Source organism: Frateuria sp., assembly GCF_035944355.1.
Lineage (GTDB): Bacteria > Pseudomonadota > Gammaproteobacteria > Xanthomonadales > Rhodanobacteraceae > Frateuria_A.
The window spans coordinates 131753-152269 of sequence record NZ_DASZBH010000012.1; the positions used below are offsets into that span (position 1 = coordinate 131753).

The window sequence follows — 20517 nt, forward strand, 5'->3', positions numbered from 1 at the left end:
GCGACGTGCCATGCTGGCGGGTACGGAAACCCCTCCGATAGACTGCCTTTCAACTTCCCCGGTGTTTTCCTGATGCTCGACACGGTGCTGACCTTCCTTTCCAACGGCGTGACCCACGCCGGTTGGCTCGCCATGCTCGTCTACATGCTGGTGGTGACCCAGCTCACCATCTTCACGGTGACCTTGTACCTGCATCGCAGCCAGACTCATCGTGGTGTGGATTTCCACCCGGTGCTGGCGCACTTCTTCCGCTTCTGGGGCTGGCTGACCACCGGCATGGTCACCAAGGAATGGGTCGCGGTGCATCGCAAGCACCACGCCAAGGTGGAGACCGAGGAAGATCCCCACAGCCCGATGATCTACGGCATCAAGAAGGTGTTCTGGGACGGCGTTTCGCTGTATCGCGAGGCCTGCGAGTCCAAGCAGGACATGGAACAGTACGGCCGCGGCACGCCGGATGACTGGGTCGAACACAAGCTTTACGGTGCCCATCCGTATTGGGGTCCGACCCTGATGCTGCTGATCAGCCTGGCGCTGTTCGGCGTGATCGGTGCGGCGCTGTGGGCGGTGCAGATGGTCTGGATCCCGTTCTGGGCGGCCGGTTTCGTGAACGGCGTCGGCCATTGGGCCGGCTACCGCAACTTCGAGAGCGCCGATACCGCCCGCAACCTCATCCCGTGGGGCTTCTGGATCGGCGGCGAAGAACTGCACAACAACCATCACGCCTTCCCCAGCTCGGCCAAGTTCGCCCTGCGCAAGTGGGAGTTCGATATCGGCTGGGCCGCGATCTGTGGGTTGCGTGCGATGGGCCTCGCCAAGGTATTGCGAGTGGCGCCCTCGCTCGATGTGCGCCCGAACGTGCACCTGCCTGACGCGGAGACGCTCAAGGCCGTGCTTACGCATCGTTTCCAGGCCATGACCGACTACTACCGCGGCGTCATCGTGCCGACCCTGCGCGAGGAAGCGGCTCATGCCGGCGACAACCTCAAGTCGATGCCGCGTCGCTTGCGTCGCGCTCTGGCCGATGGCGGCCGTTGGCTCGACCATGACGGCAGCGCCAAGCTGCAGGCCGTGCTGGCCAAGCGCCCGACCCTGCGGACCGTGTGCGATTTCCGCACCCGCCTGGCGGCGCTGATGGAGCAGCGTGGCGCCGAGCAGGCCCTGAAGGGCTTGCAGCAGTGGATCGTCGAGGCCGAGCAGAGCGGCATCCGCTCGCTGCAGGAATTCGCCGCGCGCCTCAAGGGCTATCGCGTCACCAGCGCCTGAGTCCGTTGTTCAAACCAAGGACTCTGTCGACCTGAAGAAAAAGCCCGCCACCTCGGCGGGCTTTTTCTTTGGATCAGAGCTTCGCCGGCCCCTTGCCGAGCCAGCGATCGATCAGTCGCTTCTCGTAGCGCAGCGGATCGGTGTTGGCAAAGCCGCCGGGGCTGTCGTACATGAAGGCGGGATCGACGAGCTTGCGCTCGCCTTCGCGAATCACCTGCCCCTGGCTGTCGAGCAGGCGGAAGTGCAAGGTCATGCGCGGCGGATAGATGTCCTCGACCACGCGCACGGGGTTGAGCGCGCCCGCCGAGGGCAGGTAGGACCCGGCGCGGTCGAGGTCGGTCACCACGATGTCGAGCTTCTGGCCGGGCTGCAGCACGGCGGCCGCCTGCTTTTCCATGTAGCCCTTGAGGGTATCGAGATAGCCGGGGTCGGCACGAGAGGGCGCAAACGCCCTCACCTCGCGTGTTTCGGTGAAATTCTCCGGATGGTCGTAGCGAACGGTGACCGTACCGCCGCTTGCGGCGGCGACGAGGGTCACCAGAGCAAGGGCCAGGCCGAAGGTCGAGCGGAACGTGAGCTTGGACATGGCATGTCTCCGGTGACGAAGTGAAGCCACACTACGACGCGGGACGCCAACGCGGCGCGAGGCTTTCCGTCGTCGTCCTAACGTCCGATCGGAGTGCCGGTGGACCTGCCACAAGGATCTCCCGGTACGCACCTGATCAGGCAGACACCAGGCTGCGCTCGCTCGGGCGGGCCCGGCAGATGGCGCGCCGGGCAGGGCGGAAAACATGGCGAGGGATGCATCGATCGGCGGATGCCAAGCGGCCGCCGCCCACCACCGCCCAAAAAGAAAAACCCGCCACGTGGGCGGGTTTTCTCAAGATCACTTGATCTTGCCTTCCTTGTAGATCACGTGCTTGCGCACGACCGGATCGTACTTCTTGAACTCGAACTTCTCCGGCGTGTTCTTCTTGTTCTTCTGCGTGGTGTAGAAGTGGCCGGTGCCGGCCGAGGAGATCAGGCGGATCTTGTCTTGGGTCTTGTTAGCCATGGTTCAATCCTCAGACCTTCTCGCCGCGGGCACGCAGCTGGGCGATCACGGCCTCGATGCCATTCTTGTCGATGGTGCGCAGCGCGGCGTTGGAAACGCGCAGCTTCACCCAGCGGTTCTCGCTGGCGACCCAGAAGCGGCGCTCGTGCAGGTTGGGCAACCAGCGGCGGCGGGTCTTGTTGTTGGCGTGCGAGACGTTGTTGCCGGTCTGCACCCCCTTTCCGGTGACTTGACATACACGGGCCATGAGGGCCTCCGTAATCGGTGTTTTGACCGCCCGTTGGCCAGGGCGGCATCGGCCCAGCGACGCCTGGGGCGCCACGCGATGGCTGGAGGGTGTTGCGCTTCGAACGGTGGCCGGCAGTGTTCCGCATCGCGTCGCGGAAGGCCCGGTGAGCCGGGGCGGCCAGGAGTCGAGCCGCGTATTCTCCCGGAAAAACAGGCCCCTGCGCAAGCCTTAGGGGCTATCCCGGATGGCGGGGCCGGCGGATGTATGGAACAATCGTGCTCTTTGCTCCACTGCATTCACGATTCCGAGGGATTCGAAGATGGCCGAAGTCACGCCCGCCCCCAGCCAGGCCAACGGCCCGGCCATGCCGCAGCTGATGCTGCAGAAGATCTACGTCAAGGACGTGTCCTTCGAGGCGCCCAACGCTCCGCAGATCTTCCAGGAGATCGGCGAGGACGAGCAGGCCCAGCCGCAGGTGCAGCTGAACCTGGGCCAGCGCGCCACCGACCTCGGCAACGACCTCTACGAAGTGGTGCTGAGCCTGACCCTGACCTGCACGCTGGGCGAACGCACCGCGTACCTGGCCGAGGTGCACCAGGCCGGCGTGTTCGGCATCGCCGGCTTCGCCGAGCAGGACCATGCCGGCATCATCGGCAGCTACTGCCCGAATCTGCTGTTCCCGTACGCGCGCCAGGTGATTTCCTCGCTGGTGCTGGAGGGCGGCTTCCCGCCGTTCCTGCTGCAGCCGATCAATTTCGACGCGTTGTTCGCCGAACAGCAGCGCCGTGCGATGGGCGGCGGCGAGGCGCCGACGCTCAACAGCTGACGAAGCCGATCCATGCGGGACCAACCGACCCTCGCGGTGCTGGGCGCCGGCTCCTGGGGCACCGCGCTGGCCGCGCTGGCTGCACGCAACGGCGTGGCCACCCGGCTGTGGGGCCGCGACCGCGCGGCGCTGGCGGCGATGGCCGCCAGCCGCCGCAACCAGCGCTACCTGCCTGACCTGGAACTGCCCGCCGGGCTGAGTTACGAGCCCGAGCTGGCCGCCGCCGTCCGCGACGCGGACGTCATCCTGATCGTGGTGCCCAGCCACGCCTTCGCCTCGATGCTGGACGAGCTGGTGCCGTTGCTCGGTCCCGATACGGCGATCGCCTGGGCGACCAAGGGCTTCGAGCCGGGCACCGGCCGCTTCCTGCACGAGCTGGTGGCGCAGAAGCTGCCGGGCCGCCCGGCGGCGGTGGTCACCGGCCCCTCGTTCGCCCGCGAAGTGGCGGCTGGCCAGCCCAGCGCGGTCACCGTGCATTCGGAAGACGAGGCCTTCGCCAAGGCGCTCGCCGCGCTGCTGCACGCACCCAACTTCCGCGCCTATTCGGGCAACGACGTACTCGGTGCCGAGCTCGGCGGCGCCATGAAGAACGTGCTGGCGGTGGCCACCGGTGTGGCCGACGGCATGCTGCTGGGACTGAACGCCCGCGCCGGCCTGATCACCCGCGGCATGAACGAGATGCTGCGCCTGGGCCTGGCCCTCGGCGCGCGGCCGGAAACGCTGATGGGCCTGTCCGGCCTGGGCGACCTGGTGCTCACCTGCACCGGCGACCTCTCGCGCAACCGCCGGCTGGGCCTGGCCCTGGGCCAGGGCATCGCGCTGGACGAGGCGGTGCGCCAGATCGGCCAGGTGGTCGAGAGCGTGGTGACCGCCGACGAGGTGGCCCGCCTGGCCGAACAACACGGCCTGGACCTGCCCATCGCCAACGGCGTGCGCGCCGTGCTGCACGGCGAGGTCACCCCGGTCGAGGGCGTGCGCCAGCTGATGTCGCGCGAACAGAAGCCGGAATATCCGCAAGGCCTGTTCGGCCGCAACTGACGTCTTGCCGCCGGATGCGGCCGCGGCCCGGCGTGGCCGCACGAACTTGCGCCCTCGACGCGCACACCACCGGTCCCCTTGCTAAGCTCGCGGTTTTGGCCGGCAGGGCGGATCGCACGCGCATGCAGCAACCGGACGAAAAGCAGCCCGCCGACCGCGTCTCCCCCCCGGAAGACCAGGCTGGGGGCGGCTTGCCGCCGGCCTGGCGCCGCCTGTTCAGGCCGCCGCCCGCGGCTGCGGCCGAGACCCAGGTGCTGGGCTTCTTTTTCGAAGTGGTGCCCGAAGAGGGCGCGTCCTATGCCCACCTCGACGTGGCGCCGGTGGCGCTGGGCGTCGCCGAGCAAGGCCGCTACGTGCGTCCCGCCCCGCTGGACAGCCGGCACCTGGCGCACGCGCCGCTCGAACCGCACGAACAGCACCTCGCGGCCGCCGTGCTCGGCCTGCCGCAAAGCGTGCGCAAGGGCCGCAGCTACGTGCGGCTGGCCGGCCATATCGGCGATGCGCTGCTGGCGCAGATGCTCGATACCGCGCCGTGTTTCCTGGGCGGCCTGGCCGGACTGCGGCTCTCGCGCGGCAAGGCCCATCCGCTCGCCTGGCAATGGCAGCTCGAGCAGGACGGCAGCCAGCGCCTGCTGCCCCGGCTGGGCCACAATCAGCGCCTGCTGCGGCTGGACAACCTGTGGTACCTCGACGCCGAACATGCCTGCGTCGGCCTGCTCGAGGCCGAGCCGCGCGAGTCGCACTGGCTCGACCTGCCGCCGCTGCAGCACGAATACAGCCGGCCGCTGCTTAAGTCGCTGAAGAACAGCGCACTCGGCCAGCGCCTGCCGCCGCCGCAGGTGTTCGACCAGCTGCGCCGCGCCGAACTGGCGCCCAAGCCGGTGCTGACCCTGCACGCGCTGACCCGCCACGCGCGCCTGGCCGCCGGCACGCCGCCGCTGGCCTACGCGCGGCTGGCCTTCGACTACGCCGGCGAGCGCCTGCCCGGCCGCGGCGGCGAGCCGCTGGTGCGCCGCGTGCGCAACGGCCACCTGGTCGAGATCGCGCGCCGCCGCGCCGAGGAACTCTCGGCCATGGAGCAGCTCGAACGCGCCGGCCTGACCCCCGGCGTGGACACCGAGGGCCTGCCCTGGGACCTGGCCGATACCCTGCCCGAGGACGCCTGGCTGTTCCCCGGCAAGGGCTACGCCGGCGCGCTGGAGGTGAACACGCCCGCGCGCTGGCTGGCCTTGCGCGCCAAGCTCGAGGCCGAAGGCTTCCTGCTCGAATACGCGCCCAGCTTCCCCTTCGAAGTGCTCGAAGGTCCGGTGCGCTGGTACGGCAACGCCACCGAGGATGCCGACGACCATGCCTTCGACCTGGAAATCGGCATCGAGGTCGAGGGCAAGCGCCACAACCTGCTGCCCGCCGTGGCGCAGGCACTGGCCGAGCACCAGTTGAACCTGAGCCCGGCGCCGAACGAGCCGGACGACGCGGTGTGGTACGCGCCGGTGGACGAGCGCCGCCGCGTGCCGGTCCGGCTGAAGGAGCTGCGGGGCCTGCTGGCGCCGCTGGCCGAGTACCTGGAGCGCCCCAGGAAGAAGCTGCACCTGCCGCGCGTGCAGGCCGGCCGCCTGGAAGAACTGGTCGAGGCGCTGCCCAGCGGCGGCGAACTGCGCGCGCCCGAGGCGTTGCGCGGCTTCACCGCGCGCCTGCGCGATGCCGCCGAACGCGCCAGCGACGCGATCCCGGACGGCCTCACCGTCGAGCTGCGCCCGTACCAGCGCGAAGGCCTGCGCTGGCTGAACGCGCTGGCCGAGGCCGGCGTCGGCGGCGTGCTTGCAGACGACATGGGACTGGGCAAGACGCTGCAGTTGATCACCCACCTGCTCGCGCTGAAGGCACGCGGCGCGCTGGCGCAGCCCGCGCTGGTGGTGGTGCCGACCAGCCTGATCCCCAACTGGCAGGTCGAGATCGCGCGCTTCGCGCCCGGCCTGAAAGTGCTCGCGCTGCACGGCCCGCAGCGCAGCGGCGACTTCTCGCAACTGGGTGCGCAGGACATCGTGCTGACCAGCTATGCGCTGTTGCCGCGCGACGTGGTCACGCTGAGGAAACAGCCGTTCGCGCTGATCGTGCTGGACGAGGCGCAGCAAGTGAAGAACCCGCGCACGCAGGCCCGCCGCGCCGTGCTCAGCCTGCGCGCGCCGCGCTGCATCTGCCTGACCGGCACGCCGCTGGAAAACCACCTGGGCGAGCTGTGGTCGCAGGTCGACCTGGCCGTGCCCGGCCTGCTCGGCGACGAAGGCGCGTTCCGCCGCCATTACCGCGTGCCGATCGAGAAACAGCGCGACGAGGATTGCCAGGCGCGCCTCAACCATCGTCTCGCCCCCTTCATCCTGCGCCGGACCAAGGCGCAGGTCGCCGCCGAGCTGCCGCCCAAGACCGAAATCACCCGGCGCGTCGTGCTCGACGGACGCCAGCGCGAGCTCTACGAGAGCCTGCGCCTGACCCTCGCCGACGAGCTGCGCGAGGTGATCGCCCAGCGCGGCATCGCCCATTCGGGCATCGTCGTGCTCGACGCGCTGCTCAAGCTGCGCCAAGTCTGCTGCGATCCGCGCCTGGTCAAGCTGGAGGCTGCGCGCGGCGTGCGCGAGTCGGCCAAGTTCGAATTGCTGATGGACATGCTGCCGGCGCTGCTCGCCGAAGGGCGCAAGATGCTGCTGTTCTCGCAGTTCACCGAAATGCTCAAGCTGATCGCGGCCGAGCTGGACCGCCGGCGCATCCGCTACGTCATGCTCACCGGCGAGACGCGCGACCGGGCCGAGCCGGTGCAGCGGTTCCAGGACGGCGACGTGCCGTTGTTCCTGCTCTCGCTCAAGGCTGGCGGCGTGGGTCTGAACCTCACCGCCGCCGACACGGTGATCCACTACGACCCGTGGTGGAACCCCGCCGCCGAGGCACAGGCCTCCGACCGCGCCCACCGCATCGGCCAGGACAAGCCGGTGTTCGTGTTCCGCCTGATCACCGCCAACACCGTCGAGGAACGCATCGAGGAACTCAAGGCGCGCAAGGCCGAGCTGGCGGAAGCCGTGCTCGAAGGCGGCGGCGCGCGCGAGAAGCTGAGCTTCGACCAGGACGACCTGGACGCGCTGCTGGCGCCGGGCTAGCGCCCCGGCGCACGGGCGGCGCTACCGCGGGCGAGGGTGCGGCCTCCCGCGGCGCGTGGTTCACCTGGACGTGCCACGGCGGTGGGAGGCCGGCTCGTTGCAATAGGCAAAGCGGGTGCGCGCGCGATCAATCCCGCGCGGCGACTTCGTCGATGTGCCGCAGCAGGTCGGCCGGATCCTCGTAGACGCGGAAGGCGCCCGCACGCTCCAGCTCTTCCTGGCCGTAGCCGCCGGAGAGCAGGCCCACGCCCAGCGCATGGCAGCGGCGCGCCGCGAGCATGTCCCAGATGCTGTCGCCAAGCACCAGCGCATGGCGGATGTCCGCGCCGAGCCGTTCGGCGGCGGCCACGAACAGGTCCGGGTCGGGCTTGGCGTGGCGTACGTCGTCGCGCGTGACCACCGGCACCTTCGAGGGGTCCACGCCGAGCGCCTCCAGGTTGTGCGCTGCCGTCTGCATGCGGCCGCTGGTGGCGATCGCCCACGGCAGGCCGGCCTCGGTGAGCCATGCCAGCAGCTCGCGCGCGCCGGGCAGCGGCCGCACGCCGCCGGCTTCGGCGCGCCGGGCGTACGCCTCGGCGTGCCAGCGGCGCAGCCGCGCCACGCGCTCCTCGGTGATCTCGATGCCGGTCTCGCGCAGCAGGATCTGCGTGAACAGGCCGCCGCTCATGCCGATCTTGCGGTGGATGCGCCACACCGAGAGCTCGACGCCCTCGCGGTCCAGCGCCTCTTTCCATGCCAGCACGTGCTGATAGACGCTGTCCACCAGCGTGCCGTCGAGGTCGAAAAGGAAGGCGGTTTTGGGAAGGCTCATCGGATGTCCGTGGAGGGTCAAGACCGGGAACGCCCGGACGGGTGCGGCAGGCCGACCTCGGCCAGCCGTCGGCGCCATGCGCCGCATGGTTGCGCGCCGGTCCCGCCGGCCACGGTCGCGGCCAGGCCTTGGCCAGTGGACGTCAGGCTGGCCAGGAAGCGTTGCCGGCCGGCGGCCGTCAGCGCGTCGAGCGGTGAGGCGGAGGCGGGCGTGTCGCGCAGGCAGGCATCGAGCTGGGCGCGCGAGGCGATTGGCCTGGCCGGATGACGCAAGGTCGGGGCCGACGCCGCCTGCACCGGCGCTGGCGGTGCGGCCGATGCCTGCATCGCCGCGGCAAGGCACGGCGCGAGGCAGATGGCGCGTGGTCGGTTCATCGGCATCCTGGGTGAGTCCCCCAAGAATACCGGCCGGGTGCGCAGCCTGCGTCTACACCTGCGGCAGCAACGAGCGGCCGGAATCCATCACCGCCAGCGCCGCGGCGCCGAGCAGGCCCGGTTCCGGGTGAAGCACGGCGACGGTGGGCACCTGGCGCATGGTGTCGCTGAAGCGGCCCTTGGCCTCGAAGCGCTGGCGGAAGCCGCCGCGCTGCAGCCAGGGCAGCAGGATCGGCAGCAGGCCGCCGGTAAGGAAGACGCCGTCCCAGCCGCCCAGGGTCAGTACCAGGTCGCCGGCGACCGAGCCGAAGATGCCGGCGAGCGTCTCGACGGTCCGCACGCACAGGGGGTCGGTGCCTGCGCTGGCGTGCGCGGTGATGTCCTCGGGCGCGTACTCCTGCGCTCGCGCGCCGGCGATGTCGGCCAAGGCGGTGTAGAGGTTCACCAGGCCGGCACCGCAGATCAGCCGCTCGTTGGAGACGCGCCCGAAGCGCTCGTTGAGCCGGTGCAGGATCTCGATGTCCTCGCGGCTGTGCGCGGCGAAGCCGGCGTGTCCGCCCTCGCTTTCCAGCACGCTGCAATGGCCGTCGCGGCGCAGCAGGCCGCCGACGCCCAGGCCCGTGCCCGGCCCCATCACCACGAAGGTCTGGTGGTCGCAGCGGTCCAGCCGCGGCAGCGGCGGCTCGCCGACCGCCTGCAGGTGCTCCGGCCGCAGCAGCGGCACGGCCATGCTCTGCGCGGCGAAATCGTTGACCAGCCGCACCGAATCCATGCCCAGCTCCGCCTGCAACGCGTGCGCGGCGACCGCCCACGGGTTGTTGGTGATCTTCACCGTCTCGCCGTCGGCGATGCGCCCGGCGGCGGCGATCACCGCGCACGGCGCGGTCAGGCCGGTGTCGGCGAAGTACTGGCGGATCGCGTCGGCCAGCGTGGCGAAGTCGCGGACGCGGTAGCGGCGCACGCTGTCGGTCAGCAGGGGCTCTGCGCGTGTGACGTCGGCCAGGGCGAAGCGCACGTTGGTGCCGCCGAGGTCGGCGAGGAGGACGGGTGATGGGGTGTCGAAGCTCATGCGGTCGTTGTGCGGTGGGCGCAGCGTCGCGGGCGCGGCGGCAATCGTGGGAAGGTATCGGAAACCGGCTGGGCTGGCTACTTGCGCCCGCGCCCGGAAGCCCGGCCCGCCCCCGATCGGAACGCCGCAGCGGCCGGAGCTCGCAATGGCGCGGCGTACACTAGGGGTTTCCGCAGCACCGGACACCGTCCATGACCTTCCCCGCCATCCGCATGCGCCGCATGCGCCGCGATGCCTTCTCCCGCGCGCTGATGCGCGAGCACACCTTGCTGCCGAGCGACCTCATCATGGTCGCGTTCGTGATCGAGGGCGAAGGCCGGCGCCAGAGCGTGCCGTCGATGCCGGGTGTGGCGCGGCTGTCGATCGACCAGTTGCTCGAGCTCGCCGGCGAGTGCGTGCGGCTGGGCATCCCGGCGCTGGCGCTGTTCCCTTCGCCGGATCCCTCGGTCAAGAGCGAGGGTGCGGCCGAGGCGTGGAACCCGGACAACCTGATGCATCGCGCCACCCGTGCGCTGAAGGCCAAGTACCCCGAGCTCGGCCTGATCGGCGACGTGGCGCTGGACCCCTACACCACGCACGGCCAGGACGGCCTGATCGACGCGCACGGCTACGTGATGAACGAGCCCACCGTCGATGCGCTGGTGAAGATGTCGCTGGCCCAGGCCGAGGCAGGCATGGATTTCGTGGCGCCCTCGGACATGATGGACGGCCGCATCGGCACCATTCGGGATGCGCTGGAAACCGCCGGGCACATCCACACGCGCATCCTGGCCTACTCGGCCAAGTACGCCTCCGGCTTCTACGGCCCCTTCCGCGACGCGGTCGGCTCGGCGGCGAACCTGGGCAAGGGCAACAAACACACCTACCAGATGGACGTGGCCAACTCCGACGAGGCGCTGCGCGAGGTGGAGCTGGACCTGGCCGAGGGCGCCGACGCGGTGATGGTCAAGCCCGGCATGCCTTACCTGGACGTGCTGCGCCGCGTGAAGGACGCCTTCGGCGCGCCGACCTTCGTCTACCAGGTGAGCGGCGAGTACGCGATGCTCAAGGCCGCCGCGCAGAACGGCTGGCTGGACGAGAAGGCGGTGGTGCTCGAATCGCTCACCGCGTTCAAGCGCGCCGGCGCCGACGCCATCCTCACCTACTACGCGATCGACGCCGCGCGCTGGCTGCGCGGCGATTGAACGCTCGCGGGCGCCACGCCAACCCTCCCCGCGGTATGTCTGGCCGCGCGGGGGCGATGAGCTTCCGGCGCATGGAATAATCGGCTCTCCCCCTCGGCCGAGAGCGCGCATGGACAGCCACCACTTCCTGCAGACCGCGCTGGTGTTCCTGCTGGCGACGGTGATCGCCGTACCCCTGACCAAGCGCTTCCGCCTGGGCTCGGTGCTGGGCTACCTGCTGGCCGGCGTGGTGATCGGGCCGCAGGTGCTGAGGCTGGTCAGCGACACCGCCGGCGTGGCGACCATCTCCGAGTTCGGCGTGGTGCTGATGCTGTTCGTGATCGGGCTGGAGCTCTCGCCGCAGCGCCTGTGGGTGATGCGCCGCGCGGTGTTCGGCACCGGCCTGATGCAGGTGCTGGCCTGCGGCGCGGCGATCGGTGCGGTCGGCTTCGCCTGGTTCGGGCTGAGCGGGGCGGCGGCGGTGATCGTGGGCGGCAGCCTGGCGCTGTCTTCCACCGCGTTCGGCCTGCAGATCCTGGCCGAGCGCAAGGAGGCCGGCTGGGCCTACGGGCGGCAGGCCTTCGCGATCCTGCTGTTCCAGGACCTGGCGGCGATCCCGCTGATCGCCGCGGTGCCGCTGCTGGCCAGCAGCGGCGGGCAGGGCGTGGACCTGGCCGGCGTGGCGCGCACGCTGGGCGCGATCGTGGCGGTGGTGGTCGGTGGTCGCTACCTGCTGCGGCCGGTGTTCCGCTTCGTCGCCAGGGCCGATGCGGTGGAGGTGTCCACCGCCACCGCGCTGCTGGTGGTGATGGGCACCGCCTGGCTGATGGAGTTGGTCGGGCTGTCCTCCACGCTGGGCGCGTTCCTGGCCGGCGTGCTGCTGGCCGATTCGGAGTACCGGCACGAACTCGAATCGCATCTGGAGCCGTTCAAGGGGCTGCTGCTGGGCTTGTTCTTCATCAGCGTGGGCATGTCGATGGACCTCTCGCTGCTGCTGAGCGAGCCGCTGCGCGTGCTGGCGCTGGTCGCCGGACTGCTGCTGGTCAAGGGCGTGCTGCTGTGGCCGCTGGGACGGCTGGCCGGCCGGCTCGACCGCGGCGAGGCTCTGCGGCTGGCCGTGCTGCTGGCCTCCGGCGGCGAGTTCGCCTTCGTGGTGCTTAACCTGGCCGCCGGGCAGCGCGTGCTCGGCGGCGTACTGCACAACCGGCTGGTGCTGGCGATCACCCTGTCGATGGCGCTGACGCCGTTGCTGGTGGCGTTCACCGGGCGGTTGCTCGGCGCGCGGCCGAAGAAGGCCGTGCGCGAGTACGACACCATCGTGACCGAGACCCCCAAGGTCATCATCGCCGGCTACGGCCGCATGGGCCAGATCGTGGCGCGCGTGCTGCGCGCGCAGGGTATCCGCTTCGTCGCGCTGGACCATTCGGTGGAGCAGATCGACCTGGTGCAGCGCTTCGGCGGCTGGAACGACATCTTCTACGGCGACCCGGCGCGGCCGGAGCTGCTGCGCGCCGCGCAGGCGGACAAGGCCGAGGTGTTCGTGCTGGCCAGCGACGATCCGGAATCGAGCCTGCGCGTGGCGCGGCTGGTGCGCCGGCAGTATCCGCATCTGAAGGTCATCGCCCGGGCGCGCAACCGCCAGCACGTGTGGCGCCTGATGGACCTGGGCATCGACGAGCCGGTGCGCGAAACCCTGTGCGCCAGCCTGCAGATGACCCGGATGACGCTGGAGGCCCTGGGCACGCCGGCGGACGTGGCCGCCGCGCGGGTCGAACGCTTCCGCCAGCAGGATGCCGAACTGCTCAGGCGGCAGTACCTAGTCTACGACGACGACGCGCGCATCGTGCAGACCACGCGCGAGGCGCTGGCCGACCTGGAGCGGCTGTTCGAGGCGGACGCCGAGCGCGAAGGACCGGAGCCCTCTACGCCCGGCTGACGCTCGCGTCATGCCGCGGCCTGGCATGGGTCCTTCCCCCGCGAACGCGGGGGCAGGACCGACATGCGGATGAGGCGCTCATGGGTGGAACGCCGGGCAGCCTCTCGCTTCCCCATCGCCCAGCGGGCACCTTGCCGTAACGGGCAAGGATCGAAGCCGGTGCAGCGGCGCAGTTCAGGCGTGGCTGGCCTGGCGTGCGCCGCTCACTCCGCCGGTTGCGCCGGCTGCCGCAGCATCTGCCGCACGCTGGGCACGGCGTTGCTGCGCGCGGCCAGTTCATGGGCGATGTCGACCAGGCCCAGATGGCGGGCGACGTCGGCCGGCGTGCGGCCGAAAGCGTCGCCAGCCTGGCGATCCGCGCCGCGCGCCAGCAGCACGCGTGCGGCCGGCAGCAGGGCATGCATGGCGCAGGCGTGCAGAGCGGTGACGCCGCGCTGGTCGGCGTGTTCCAGCCGCGCGCCGGCGTCCAGCAGCACCGGCAGCAACGCGGCCAGGTGAGTGGGGTCGCAGGCGGCGCCCGGCTTGAGCTGCGCGCCGAGCAGGAGCAGCAACGGCGTCTTGCCTTCGGCGTCGGCGTGGTTGACCTCGGCACCGTGCTTGAGCAGCGCATCAAACAGGCGCCGCACGCGCAGGCTGTCGTTGTGCTCGAAGCCGAATTGCGCGGCCGCGTGCAAGGCGTTGCGGCCGCGTGCGTCCAGCGCGTGGATGTCGGCACCGTGGGCCAGCAGACGCTCGACAATCTCCGGATAGCCGAGCGCCGCGGCGACCATCAATGCGGTGGTCTCGCCCGGCAGGCGCTGGTCGACCGCCACGCCGCGCTCGAGCAGCAGGTCCACCAGGGCATCGCGGCGCGCGCCCACCGCAGCGGCGAGCGGCGTGACGCCGGTGTCCGCAGCCAGCGAGGCGTCCGCGCCGGCATCGAGCAGGCGTTCGGCGATCTCGCGGTGGCCGGCGCCGCAGGCATGCAGCAGCGCGGTGGCGCCCTGCGCGTCGCGCGTGTCCACGGCGAAGCCCAGTTCCAGCAGGCGCTCGACGGCGGTCAGGGCGCCGCTGCGGGTGGCCGCGGGCAGGTCCGTGGCGGCGAGGGCGCGGCGCGGGCGTGGCCACTCGCCCCAGTCGAGCCAGTGCTGGATCGCGTGGTGTTCCAGCGCCAAGCCCAGCGGCGTTTCGCCGTTGGCATCCGCTGCCTCGGCGTCGGCACCGTGGGCGATCAGCGCGCGTACCAGCCCCAGCCCGCTTTCGCCGTGTTCGATGGCCGCGAACAGCGGCGTGCGGCCGCAGCCGTCGCGCGCATCGGGGTTGCAGCCGCGGGCCAGCAGGGCGTCGAGCAGCGCGGCATGGCGGTGGCTGGCGGCCAGATGCAGCGGCGTGCGCTCGCGTGCGTCGACGCCGAACGGGTCGGCGCCGCCTTCCAGCAACTTCAACGGCAAGGCGGCCCCCTGCGCGCTGTCGCCCAGGGCGGCCAGCGCCTGCGCCAGCAGGCCGCATCCGGCCGGCGAGGCGCCGGCCTTGAGCAGGTCGTCGACGGCCTCGGTCGCGGCGGGAAGCTGCGCCAGCAAAGCATCGAACAGGCGCTGCCCAAGCGCCTGCGGCGCGCTCCCGGCAGCGGCTTCGGCCGAAGCCGGCAGGCGCGCCTCGGATGGCAATCCGTGTTCGAGCAGCCAATGCCGTGCGGCGCCCAGGCCGGGCGCGGACAGGTCCAGATAGAGCTGCGCCAGTTGCGCCTGCGGCCATTGGCGGGCGCGTTCGGCGAACGTGGCGACGATGGCCCACTGGCCCTGGCGCAGCGCCTCGAGCAGGCGCACGGGCGTGTCGGCGTCTTCCTCGCCGTCGTTGTCCAGGCTCGAGGGCAGGGGCGACTGCGGATCGAGCAGTGCGACCAAGTCCCAGCGCCCGGCCGCGGCGGCGTGGTCGAGCGCGCTGCGGCCGTCGCCGCCGGTGCGCTTCGGATCGGCGCCCAGCGCGAGCAGCGCGCGCACGGTGCCGGCATGCGCACGCGGGGACTGGCAGGCGAGCGTCAGCGCGTCGCGGTCGTGGTTGTCGCGCGCCATGGCATCGGCGTGGGCATCGGCCAAGGCCTGCACCAGCGAGCCGGCGCCGCTGCGCGCCGCTTCCATCAGCGCGGTGGAGCCGTGGCGGTCGGCCAGGTTCGGGTCCGCGCCGGCGGCGAGCAGGGCGCGGGCGATCTGCTCGTGGCCTTCGGCCGCAGCGGCCATCAGTGCGCTGCGCTGGTGCGCGTCGGCGCCGTCCACCGGCGCGCGATGCTTGAGCAGCAGCTTGACGCCGGCCGGATCGTCATCGGCGATGCCGGCGGCGGCGACCAGCGCGGGCTCGCCTTCGGCGGGCGCGGGCTTGGCGCCGTGTTCCAGCAGGAACTTCGCCAGCGGCCAGTTGGCCGCGCGGCAGGCGGCGGCGAGCGGGCTGACGCCGGCCTTGTTGAGGGCGTTCACCGGCGCGGCGGCATCCAGCAGCATCGCCGCGACGATCGGCTCCTCGCTCAGCGCCGCGCCATGCAGCGCCGTGTTGCCTTCGCCGTCGGCGGCGAGCGGGCTGGCGCCGTTGGCGAGCAGGGTCATCACCGCTTCGGCGCGGCCATGCCAGCTGTCTCGGGTGGCCGCGAGCAACGCGGTGAGGCCGCCGCTGGCGTGGTTGACGTCGGCACCCTTGGCGATCAGCGCGCGCAGCAGGCGCGTGTCCGGCAGCAGCGCGGCCAGGATGAGCACCGGGCGCTGGTCACGTTCGCCTGCGGCGGGCGCGGCGTTGGGATCGGCGCCGGCTTCGAGCAGGGCCAGTGCGCGTTCGATGTCGCCTTCGCGCGCTGCCGCCAGCAAGGCCGCGTCCTGCCCCGGCGCGCCGGCGACGCGCTCTTCCTCGTTGAGCGTGACCGGTGGGGTTGCCGCCGGGAAGTCGGCCGGCAGGTGCGCGTCCTCGGCGCGGCGGCGCGGGCGCGTGTGCTCGCACAGCAGGGCGCGCAGCGTGCGGTTGGCGATCAGCAGGCAGCCCAGCGGCAGCACCGCCAGCCCGTAGACCACCAGCGCAGCGGTGCGCAGCTCGGTCGGCAATACGCCGTAGAGGCCGGTGAGCGCGATGGCGCCGAAGGCCAGCACCAGCAGCATGAGGGAGGCGGGGAGGAAGTGGCTGAAGAAGCGCTCCTCGCGCGCCAGGTGGCGCCCGAAGGCGAGGCTGCGCGCGGTCGCGGTGAAGATCCAGGAGCCGTCGCTCTGTGCGGGATAGGCATCGTCCCAGACGAACACCAGCCCGAATGCCGGCCACACGCGCCACAGCGCCACCAGCGCCACCACCAGCGCGGCAGCCAGCAGCAGCGCGCCGCCGAGGCTGGGCTGCTGGTGCAGCAGCAGCATCGGCCAGGCGATCAGCAGGAACACCAGCGCCACGTAGCCGGTGAACATCACCAGATGCGCGGCGCCCCGGCGCAGCACGGTGCGGCCGAAGCGCGGTTCGGGGTCGAAGCCGATCGCATGGCAGACCGCCGCCATCGTCAGCGCATTGGCCAGCAGCAGCGGAATCAGCGCCAGCGGGTGGACCCCGAGCGCGGCGATCGCCACGGCGACCCATCCGGGCAGGAACCAGGCCGCTCCGCGGAGCAGGGAGGGCGGGCGGTGGCGCGATCGGGGCTCAGTCATTGCGCGAGTATAGGAAGCGTCGAAGCGCCAGACGGTAACGTCGCGTTAACCACGAGGCCGCAATCAGGCGTCGCGGTCGTCCGGCGTGGCGCGTTGCGCCTGGTTGGCCACGGCGAGCGTTTCCTGCGGTGGCAGCTGCAGGTGCCAGCCCTGCGTGCGCAAATGGTCGAGCACGACGCGGCTGTCCTCGTGCGGCAACCGGCGCTGCTCGTCCAGTTGCACTTCGAGCACGAAGCGCAGGTCGCCCAGCAGCATCGAGAGCGATTCGGGAATCACGCCGAATTCGTCGCGCGCCGCGAGCCATACGTAGGTATCGGGTTTGCGCTGGCTGGAGTAGACGAAGCAATGCATGGGTGGCTCCGATGGCGGCGGCGAGAGCGGGGCGCGAAGGGTAGCAGCGTGTCCGGCAAATGCTGCGGTCGCACTTGCAAGCCCTTGGATGGCTGGGCAGAGTGTCGCGCGGGGGCGTCAAACGCGCGTATGAAAATGCCGACGACGATCCCGTGCCACCCCGAGCCGCGTCCAAGATAAGCAGGAGCAAGCAATGCCTATGTCTTTTCGTTCCGTCCCGGGCGTAGCCCGGCCCCTCGCGCTGGCCGCACTGAGCCTTGCCGTCGCCGGTGCGCTTGCGCTGCCCGAGGGCGCGCACGCCAGTGCCTTCCAGCTGAAGGAAAACAGCGCCAAGGGTCTGGGCCGCGCCTATGCCGGCTCGGCGACCGCGGGCGGCGACGTCTCGGTGGTGGCGAACAACCCTGCCGCGATGAGCGATCTGGACGGCACCTACTTCCAGGCCGACGTCACCGCGGTCAACTTTGGCGCCAAGTTCAATGGCAGCGCGTATGACGCGCTCGGCCGCCCGATCAGCGGCGGCAACGGCGGCGATGCCGGCACCACGCTGCCGGTGCCGGCGCTGAGCTTCGCCACCAAGGTGAGCGACCGCGTCAACGTGGGTATCGCCCTGGACGTGCCGTTCGGCTTCCAGACCGAATACGACCATGATTGGATGGGTCGCTACGACGCGATCAAGACCAAGCTGCAGTCGTTCGACAGCACGCTGTCGGCCTCCTTCAAGATCAACGACCAGTGGAGCGTGGGCGCGAGCGCCATCGCCGAACGCACCAATGCCGACCTGACGAACGCCGTCAACGTCAACGCCATCGGCCTGAAGCTCCAGCAGGGCATAGCGGCGCAGGCCGCCGCGCAGGCCGCCGCGGCCATCGCGCAGGTCCAGGCCGCCGTGGCGGCCGGGCAGATCTCGCCGGCGCAGGCCGCCGCGATGATCCAGCAGATCCAGCAGCAGGCGCAGCAGGGCGCCGCGGCCGCCGCCGGCGGCGTGGCGGCCGCGACCCCCGTGGGCGCCGACGGTTCGGCCGAGGTCAAGGGCAACAGCTGGGCCTGGGGTTGGCAGGCCGGCGCCTACTGGAAGCCCACCGCGAACGACCGCGTGGCGCTGGACTACCGCTCGCGCATCACGCACGACATCGACGGCACCGCGAACTTCACCACGACGCCTGGCTATGGCCTGCTGCTGACCAATCCGGCGCTGGCGGCCAACCTCCCGCCGTTCCAGCGCACCGCCGGCAAAGCCCGCCTTACCAACCCGGCTGTCGCCACCCTGAGCTACTGGCACCAGGAGGAGAAGTTCGGCCTGGGCTTCGATCTGGCCTGGACGCAGTGGAGCGTGATGCGCCAGCTCACGCTCACCTACGCCAACCCGGCGCAGCCGACCACCGTGCTGCCGTTCAACTGGCGTGACACCTGGTACGCCTCGGTGGGCGGCGAGTACTACGCCACCGACAAGCTGACCCTGCGCGCCGGCGTGGCGGTCGATCAGGCGCCGATGAACGCCTCCAACCGCGATCCGCGGGTGCCGGACGCGGCCCGCCGCATGGCGACCTTCGGCATCGGCTACAAGGCGAGCGACCGTTTCGAGATCAACGCCTCGTACGCGCACATCTTCGTCAGCCACGCCGGCGTGAATGGCGCGACCAGCAGCACCGGCGACGTGCTCACCGGCAGCTACGACGATTACGGCAACCTGCTGAGCCTGTCGGCGCAGTACAAGTTCTGATCGGCTGCAACACGAACCTCCCCGCGCGAGCGGGGAGGTTTTTTTTCGTCCCTGGTCAGCCGTTGCGCAGCGGCTTGTCGCCGCGATCGGTAGCGACGTAGTTGCCCTCGCCCTGCGGCTCGCGCAGCGGCGAGGGGCGATCGGGCTGCTCGCCGATGCCGCTCTGGCCGGCCGGGCGGGCGCGATAGCCCGGCTGCGCCTTGTCCGAGGAGTGCTCGCGGCGCAGGTGATCGGCTTGCTCACCGGGCGCCGATGAGGCGTTGCTGCGTGGTTTCAGTTGCGCGCCCTTGGGCTCGCCGCCGGCACCACCTGCGCCGCCCTGCGGGCCGGCTTCGACGCCCGCCGGACTTGCGGCGGACTCGTCGCTGGGAAGATGCGATCTGGACATGGCGGGCTCCTGCAATGATCCGCGTGCAGTGTCGCCAGCGCGCCGTCGCCGGCGCGTGCAAGCACGGTTGCGGGCGCGCTGTTAGCCGTGGCGCAGCAACAATTCCAGCATGCGCCGGAAGCGCGGACCGTACGGCGGGCGCAGCAGCCCTGCGCCGTTCCAGCGCGATTGCGCGAACACCGGCTTGATGTGCGAGAACGTGTCGAAGCCCGCCTTGCCGTGGTAGCCGCCCATGCCCGAGGCGCCCACGCCGCCGAAGGGCAGGCCGTGCTGGGCGATGTGATAGAGCGTGTCGTTGAGCGTGACGCCGCCGGCCTGGGTAGCCTGCAATACCCGCTCGATCGCCGCGCGGTCGCGCTCGAACAGGTACAGCGCCAGCGGGTGCGGCCGGGCGGCGACGTAGCCGATCGCCTGCTCCAGCGTGTCGTAGGCGACGAGCGGCAGCAGCGGCCCGAAGATCTCCTCGCGCATCACGGCCGCGTCCTGCGGCACGTCCAGCAACAGCTGCGGCGGAAACAGGCGGCGCGCGGGATCCTCGCTCGCCGCGCCCAGCGCTTCGACGCGGGCGCCGGCGGCGGCCGCCTCCTCGCGCAATTGCACCATCCGCGCGAAGTGGCGCTCGGAAACCAGGCTGGCGTACTGGCGGTTGCGCGCCAGGTCGGGATAGAGCCGGGCCGTCGCCGCGCGCGCGGCGGCGACGAAGTCCTCCACCCGCGCGCGCGGCAACAGCACGTAGTCCGGCGCGATGCAGGTCTGCCCGGCGTTGACCAGCTTGCCGACCAGGATGCGTTCGACCGCCTGCGCAAGATCGGCGCCGGGCCCCACGATCGCCGGCGACTTGCCGCCCAGTTCCAGCGTCACCGGCGTGAGGTTGGCCGAAGCCGCGCGCATCACCTGGTGGCCCACCGCGGTCGAGCCGGTGAACAGCAGGTGGTCGAACGGCAAGGCGGTGAACGCCTGCGCCACGGCGGCATCGCCGGTGACCACCACCACCTCGTCGTCGGCGAAGCTGCGCGCCACCTGCTCGGCAAACAGCGCCGAGAAGCGCGGCGTGTACTCGCTCATCTTGACCATCGCGCGATTGCCGGCCACCAGCGCGTCCACCAGCGGACCGACGGCCAGGAACAGCGGATAGTTCCACGGCACCACGATGCCGACCACGCCGCGCGGCTGCGGCAGCAGTCGATTCCGTCCCGGCAGGAACGCCAGCCCGGTCGGCGCATGACGCGGGCGCATCCAGCGATGGCCGTGGCGCAGTGCGTGGCGGACCGCCGAAAGCGAGGGGAACAGCTCGAGCAGTTCGGTTTCCTCCACCGGGCGCTGGCCGAAATCGGCACCGATGGCCTCGGCGAACGCGGTCCGCTGTTCGCGGAGCATGCGCGCGAGCCGGCGTAGCCGGTCGGCGCGGGTTCGCCAGGACGGCAGCGGATCGCGCGCCTGCGCGGCCCGCAGGCGATCCAGGAGGGCGTTCAGCGCGGCGGTGTCGGCCATGGGCGTGCGTT

General features: G+C 71.0%; 17 protein-coding genes. 7 read left to right on the forward strand and 10 right to left on the reverse strand.

Annotated features, from left to right (window positions below; translation table 11 throughout):
* Positions 1-72: 72 nt before the first annotated feature.
* Positions 73-1266 (forward strand): DesA family fatty acid desaturase, encoded by a 1194-nt coding sequence (locus VGU03_RS09530; RefSeq protein ID WP_327480146.1) that lies wholly within the window; start codon positions 73-75, stop codon positions 1264-1266.
* 73 nt (positions 1267-1339) lie between these two features.
* On the opposite strand, the gene VGU03_RS09535 is transcribed toward VGU03_RS09530, so the two are convergent.
* The 3 genes from VGU03_RS09535 to rpmB all read right to left on the reverse strand — a co-directional run bounded on the left by VGU03_RS09535 (position 1340) and on the right by rpmB (position 2567).
* A complete protein-coding gene (locus VGU03_RS09535) occupies positions 1340-1852 on the reverse strand; it encodes a DUF3016 domain-containing protein (protein ID WP_327480147.1) in 513 nt (170 codons plus the stop codon).
* Between the two features lie 300 nt (positions 1853-2152).
* Positions 2153-2320 carry a 50S ribosomal protein L33 gene (gene rpmG / locus VGU03_RS09540; RefSeq protein ID WP_017463578.1) on the reverse strand — a complete coding sequence of 56 codons (168 nt, stop codon included), beginning with the start codon at positions 2318-2320 and terminating at the stop codon, positions 2153-2155.
* Between the two features lie 10 nt (positions 2321-2330).
* The gene (gene rpmB / locus VGU03_RS09545) at positions 2331-2567 is read right to left on the reverse strand and encodes a 50S ribosomal protein L28 (protein ID WP_209619039.1); all 237 of its coding nucleotides are present in this window, start codon (positions 2565-2567) and stop codon (positions 2331-2333) included.
* A 301-nt stretch (positions 2568-2868) separates the two neighbouring features.
* Between rpmB and secB the strand changes: the two genes are divergently transcribed.
* The 3 genes from secB (at position 2869) to VGU03_RS09560 (ending at position 7559) form a co-directional block, all read left to right on the forward strand.
* Positions 2869-3375 carry a protein-export chaperone SecB gene (secB, locus tag VGU03_RS09550; RefSeq protein WP_327480148.1) on the forward strand — a complete coding sequence of 169 codons (507 nt, stop codon included), beginning with the start codon at positions 2869-2871 and terminating at the stop codon, positions 3373-3375.
* 12 nt (positions 3376-3387) lie between these two features.
* Positions 3388-4413 carry an NAD(P)H-dependent glycerol-3-phosphate dehydrogenase gene (locus VGU03_RS09555; protein WP_327480149.1) on the forward strand — a complete coding sequence of 342 codons (1026 nt, stop codon included), beginning with the start codon at positions 3388-3390 and terminating at the stop codon, positions 4411-4413.
* A gap of 122 nt (positions 4414-4535) precedes the next feature.
* Positions 4536-7559, forward strand: a complete 3024-nt coding sequence (locus tag VGU03_RS09560; RefSeq protein WP_327480150.1) for a DEAD/DEAH box helicase — start codon at positions 4536-4538, stop codon at positions 7557-7559.
* A gap of 127 nt (positions 7560-7686) precedes the next feature.
* On the opposite strand, the gene VGU03_RS09565 is transcribed toward VGU03_RS09560, so the two are convergent.
* Genes VGU03_RS09565 through glk form a run of 3 tightly spaced genes read right to left on the reverse strand, consistent with a single transcriptional unit; the run spans position 7687 to position 9813 of the window.
* Positions 7687-8370 carry an HAD family hydrolase gene (locus VGU03_RS09565; protein ID WP_327480151.1) on the reverse strand — a complete coding sequence of 228 codons (684 nt, stop codon included), beginning with the start codon at positions 8368-8370 and terminating at the stop codon, positions 7687-7689.
* Between the two features lie 17 nt (positions 8371-8387).
* Positions 8388-8744, reverse strand: coding sequence for a hypothetical protein (locus VGU03_RS09570; RefSeq protein WP_327480152.1), 357 nt, complete (start codon positions 8742-8744; stop codon positions 8388-8390).
* 52 nt (positions 8745-8796) lie between these two features.
* The gene (glk, locus tag VGU03_RS09575; protein ID WP_327480153.1) at positions 8797-9813 is read right to left on the reverse strand and encodes a glucokinase; all 1017 of its coding nucleotides are present in this window, start codon (positions 9811-9813) and stop codon (positions 8797-8799) included.
* A gap of 191 nt (positions 9814-10004) precedes the next feature.
* Between glk and hemB the strand changes: the two genes are divergently transcribed.
* Both hemB and VGU03_RS09585 read left to right on the forward strand, forming a co-directional pair.
* Complete coding sequence (gene hemB, locus VGU03_RS09580) at positions 10005-10997, forward strand: porphobilinogen synthase (RefSeq protein WP_327480154.1); 993 nt, start codon at positions 10005-10007, stop codon at positions 10995-10997.
* 109 nt (positions 10998-11106) lie between these two features.
* Positions 11107-12912 (forward strand): monovalent cation:proton antiporter-2 (CPA2) family protein, encoded by a 1806-nt coding sequence (locus VGU03_RS09585; protein ID WP_327480155.1) that lies wholly within the window; start codon positions 11107-11109, stop codon positions 12910-12912.
* Between the two features lie 203 nt (positions 12913-13115).
* Here the strand turns inward: VGU03_RS09585 and VGU03_RS09590 are convergent, their stop codons facing one another.
* Positions 13116-16556: an ankyrin repeat domain-containing protein gene (locus tag VGU03_RS09590; protein WP_327480156.1), complete on the reverse strand. Its 3441-nt coding sequence runs from the start codon at positions 16554-16556 to the stop codon at positions 13116-13118.
* A 63-nt stretch (positions 16557-16619) separates the two neighbouring features.
* On the reverse strand, positions 16620-16907 hold the full coding sequence (locus VGU03_RS09595) for a YcgL domain-containing protein (protein ID WP_327480157.1): 288 nt from the start codon (positions 16905-16907) through the stop codon (positions 16620-16622).
* A gap of 199 nt (positions 16908-17106) precedes the next feature.
* Here VGU03_RS09595 and VGU03_RS09600 point away from each other — a divergent pair, with 199 nt between their 5' ends.
* Positions 17107-18627 carry an OmpP1/FadL family transporter gene (locus VGU03_RS09600; protein WP_327480158.1) on the forward strand — a complete coding sequence of 507 codons (1521 nt, stop codon included), beginning with the start codon at positions 17107-17109 and terminating at the stop codon, positions 18625-18627.
* A 55-nt stretch (positions 18628-18682) separates the two neighbouring features.
* On the opposite strand, the gene VGU03_RS09605 is transcribed toward VGU03_RS09600, so the two are convergent.
* Complete coding sequence (locus VGU03_RS09605; RefSeq protein WP_327480159.1) at positions 18683-19015, reverse strand: hypothetical protein; 333 nt, start codon at positions 19013-19015, stop codon at positions 18683-18685.
* Between the two features lie 81 nt (positions 19016-19096).
* On the reverse strand, positions 19097-20506 hold the full coding sequence (locus VGU03_RS09610; RefSeq protein WP_327480160.1) for an aldehyde dehydrogenase family protein: 1410 nt from the start codon (positions 20504-20506) through the stop codon (positions 19097-19099).
* Positions 20507-20517 lie beyond the last annotated feature (11 nt).

Excerpts from the sequence above, each read along its gene's own strand:
- VGU03_RS09530 (WP_327480146.1), top strand. The coding sequence starts at position 73 with ATGCTCGACACGGTGCTGACCTTCCTTTCCAACGGCGTGACCCACGCC.
- VGU03_RS09535 (WP_327480147.1), bottom strand. The coding sequence starts at position 1,852 with ATGTCCAAGCTCACGTTCCGCTCGACCTTCGGCCTGGCCCTTGCTCTG.
- rpmG (WP_017463578.1), bottom strand. The coding sequence starts at position 2,320 with ATGGCTAACAAGACCCAAGACAAGATCCGCCTGATCTCCTCGGCCGGC.
- rpmB (WP_209619039.1), bottom strand. The coding sequence starts at position 2,567 with ATGGCCCGTGTATGTCAAGTCACCGGAAAGGGGGTGCAGACCGGCAAC.
- secB (WP_327480148.1), top strand. The coding sequence starts at position 2,869 with ATGGCCGAAGTCACGCCCGCCCCCAGCCAGGCCAACGGCCCGGCCATG.
- VGU03_RS09555 (WP_327480149.1), top strand. The coding sequence starts at position 3,388 with ATGCGGGACCAACCGACCCTCGCGGTGCTGGGCGCCGGCTCCTGGGGC.
- VGU03_RS09560 (WP_327480150.1), top strand. The coding sequence starts at position 4,536 with ATGCAGCAACCGGACGAAAAGCAGCCCGCCGACCGCGTCTCCCCCCCG.
- VGU03_RS09565 (WP_327480151.1), bottom strand. The coding sequence starts at position 8,370 with ATGAGCCTTCCCAAAACCGCCTTCCTTTTCGACCTCGACGGCACGCTG.
- VGU03_RS09570 (WP_327480152.1), bottom strand. The coding sequence starts at position 8,744 with ATGAACCGACCACGCGCCATCTGCCTCGCGCCGTGCCTTGCCGCGGCG.
- glk (WP_327480153.1), bottom strand. The coding sequence starts at position 9,813 with ATGAGCTTCGACACCCCATCACCCGTCCTCCTCGCCGACCTCGGCGGC.
- hemB (WP_327480154.1), top strand. The coding sequence starts at position 10,005 with ATGACCTTCCCCGCCATCCGCATGCGCCGCATGCGCCGCGATGCCTTC.
- VGU03_RS09585 (WP_327480155.1), top strand. The coding sequence starts at position 11,107 with ATGGACAGCCACCACTTCCTGCAGACCGCGCTGGTGTTCCTGCTGGCG.
- VGU03_RS09590 (WP_327480156.1), bottom strand. The coding sequence starts at position 16,556 with ATGACTGAGCCCCGATCGCGCCACCGCCCGCCCTCCCTGCTCCGCGGA.
- VGU03_RS09595 (WP_327480157.1), bottom strand. The coding sequence starts at position 16,907 with ATGCATTGCTTCGTCTACTCCAGCCAGCGCAAACCCGATACCTACGTA.
- VGU03_RS09600 (WP_327480158.1), top strand. The coding sequence starts at position 17,107 with ATGTCTTTTCGTTCCGTCCCGGGCGTAGCCCGGCCCCTCGCGCTGGCC.
- VGU03_RS09605 (WP_327480159.1), bottom strand. The coding sequence starts at position 19,015 with ATGTCCAGATCGCATCTTCCCAGCGACGAGTCCGCCGCAAGTCCGGCG.
- VGU03_RS09610 (WP_327480160.1), bottom strand. The coding sequence starts at position 20,506 with ATGGCCGACACCGCCGCGCTGAACGCCCTCCTGGATCGCCTGCGGGCC.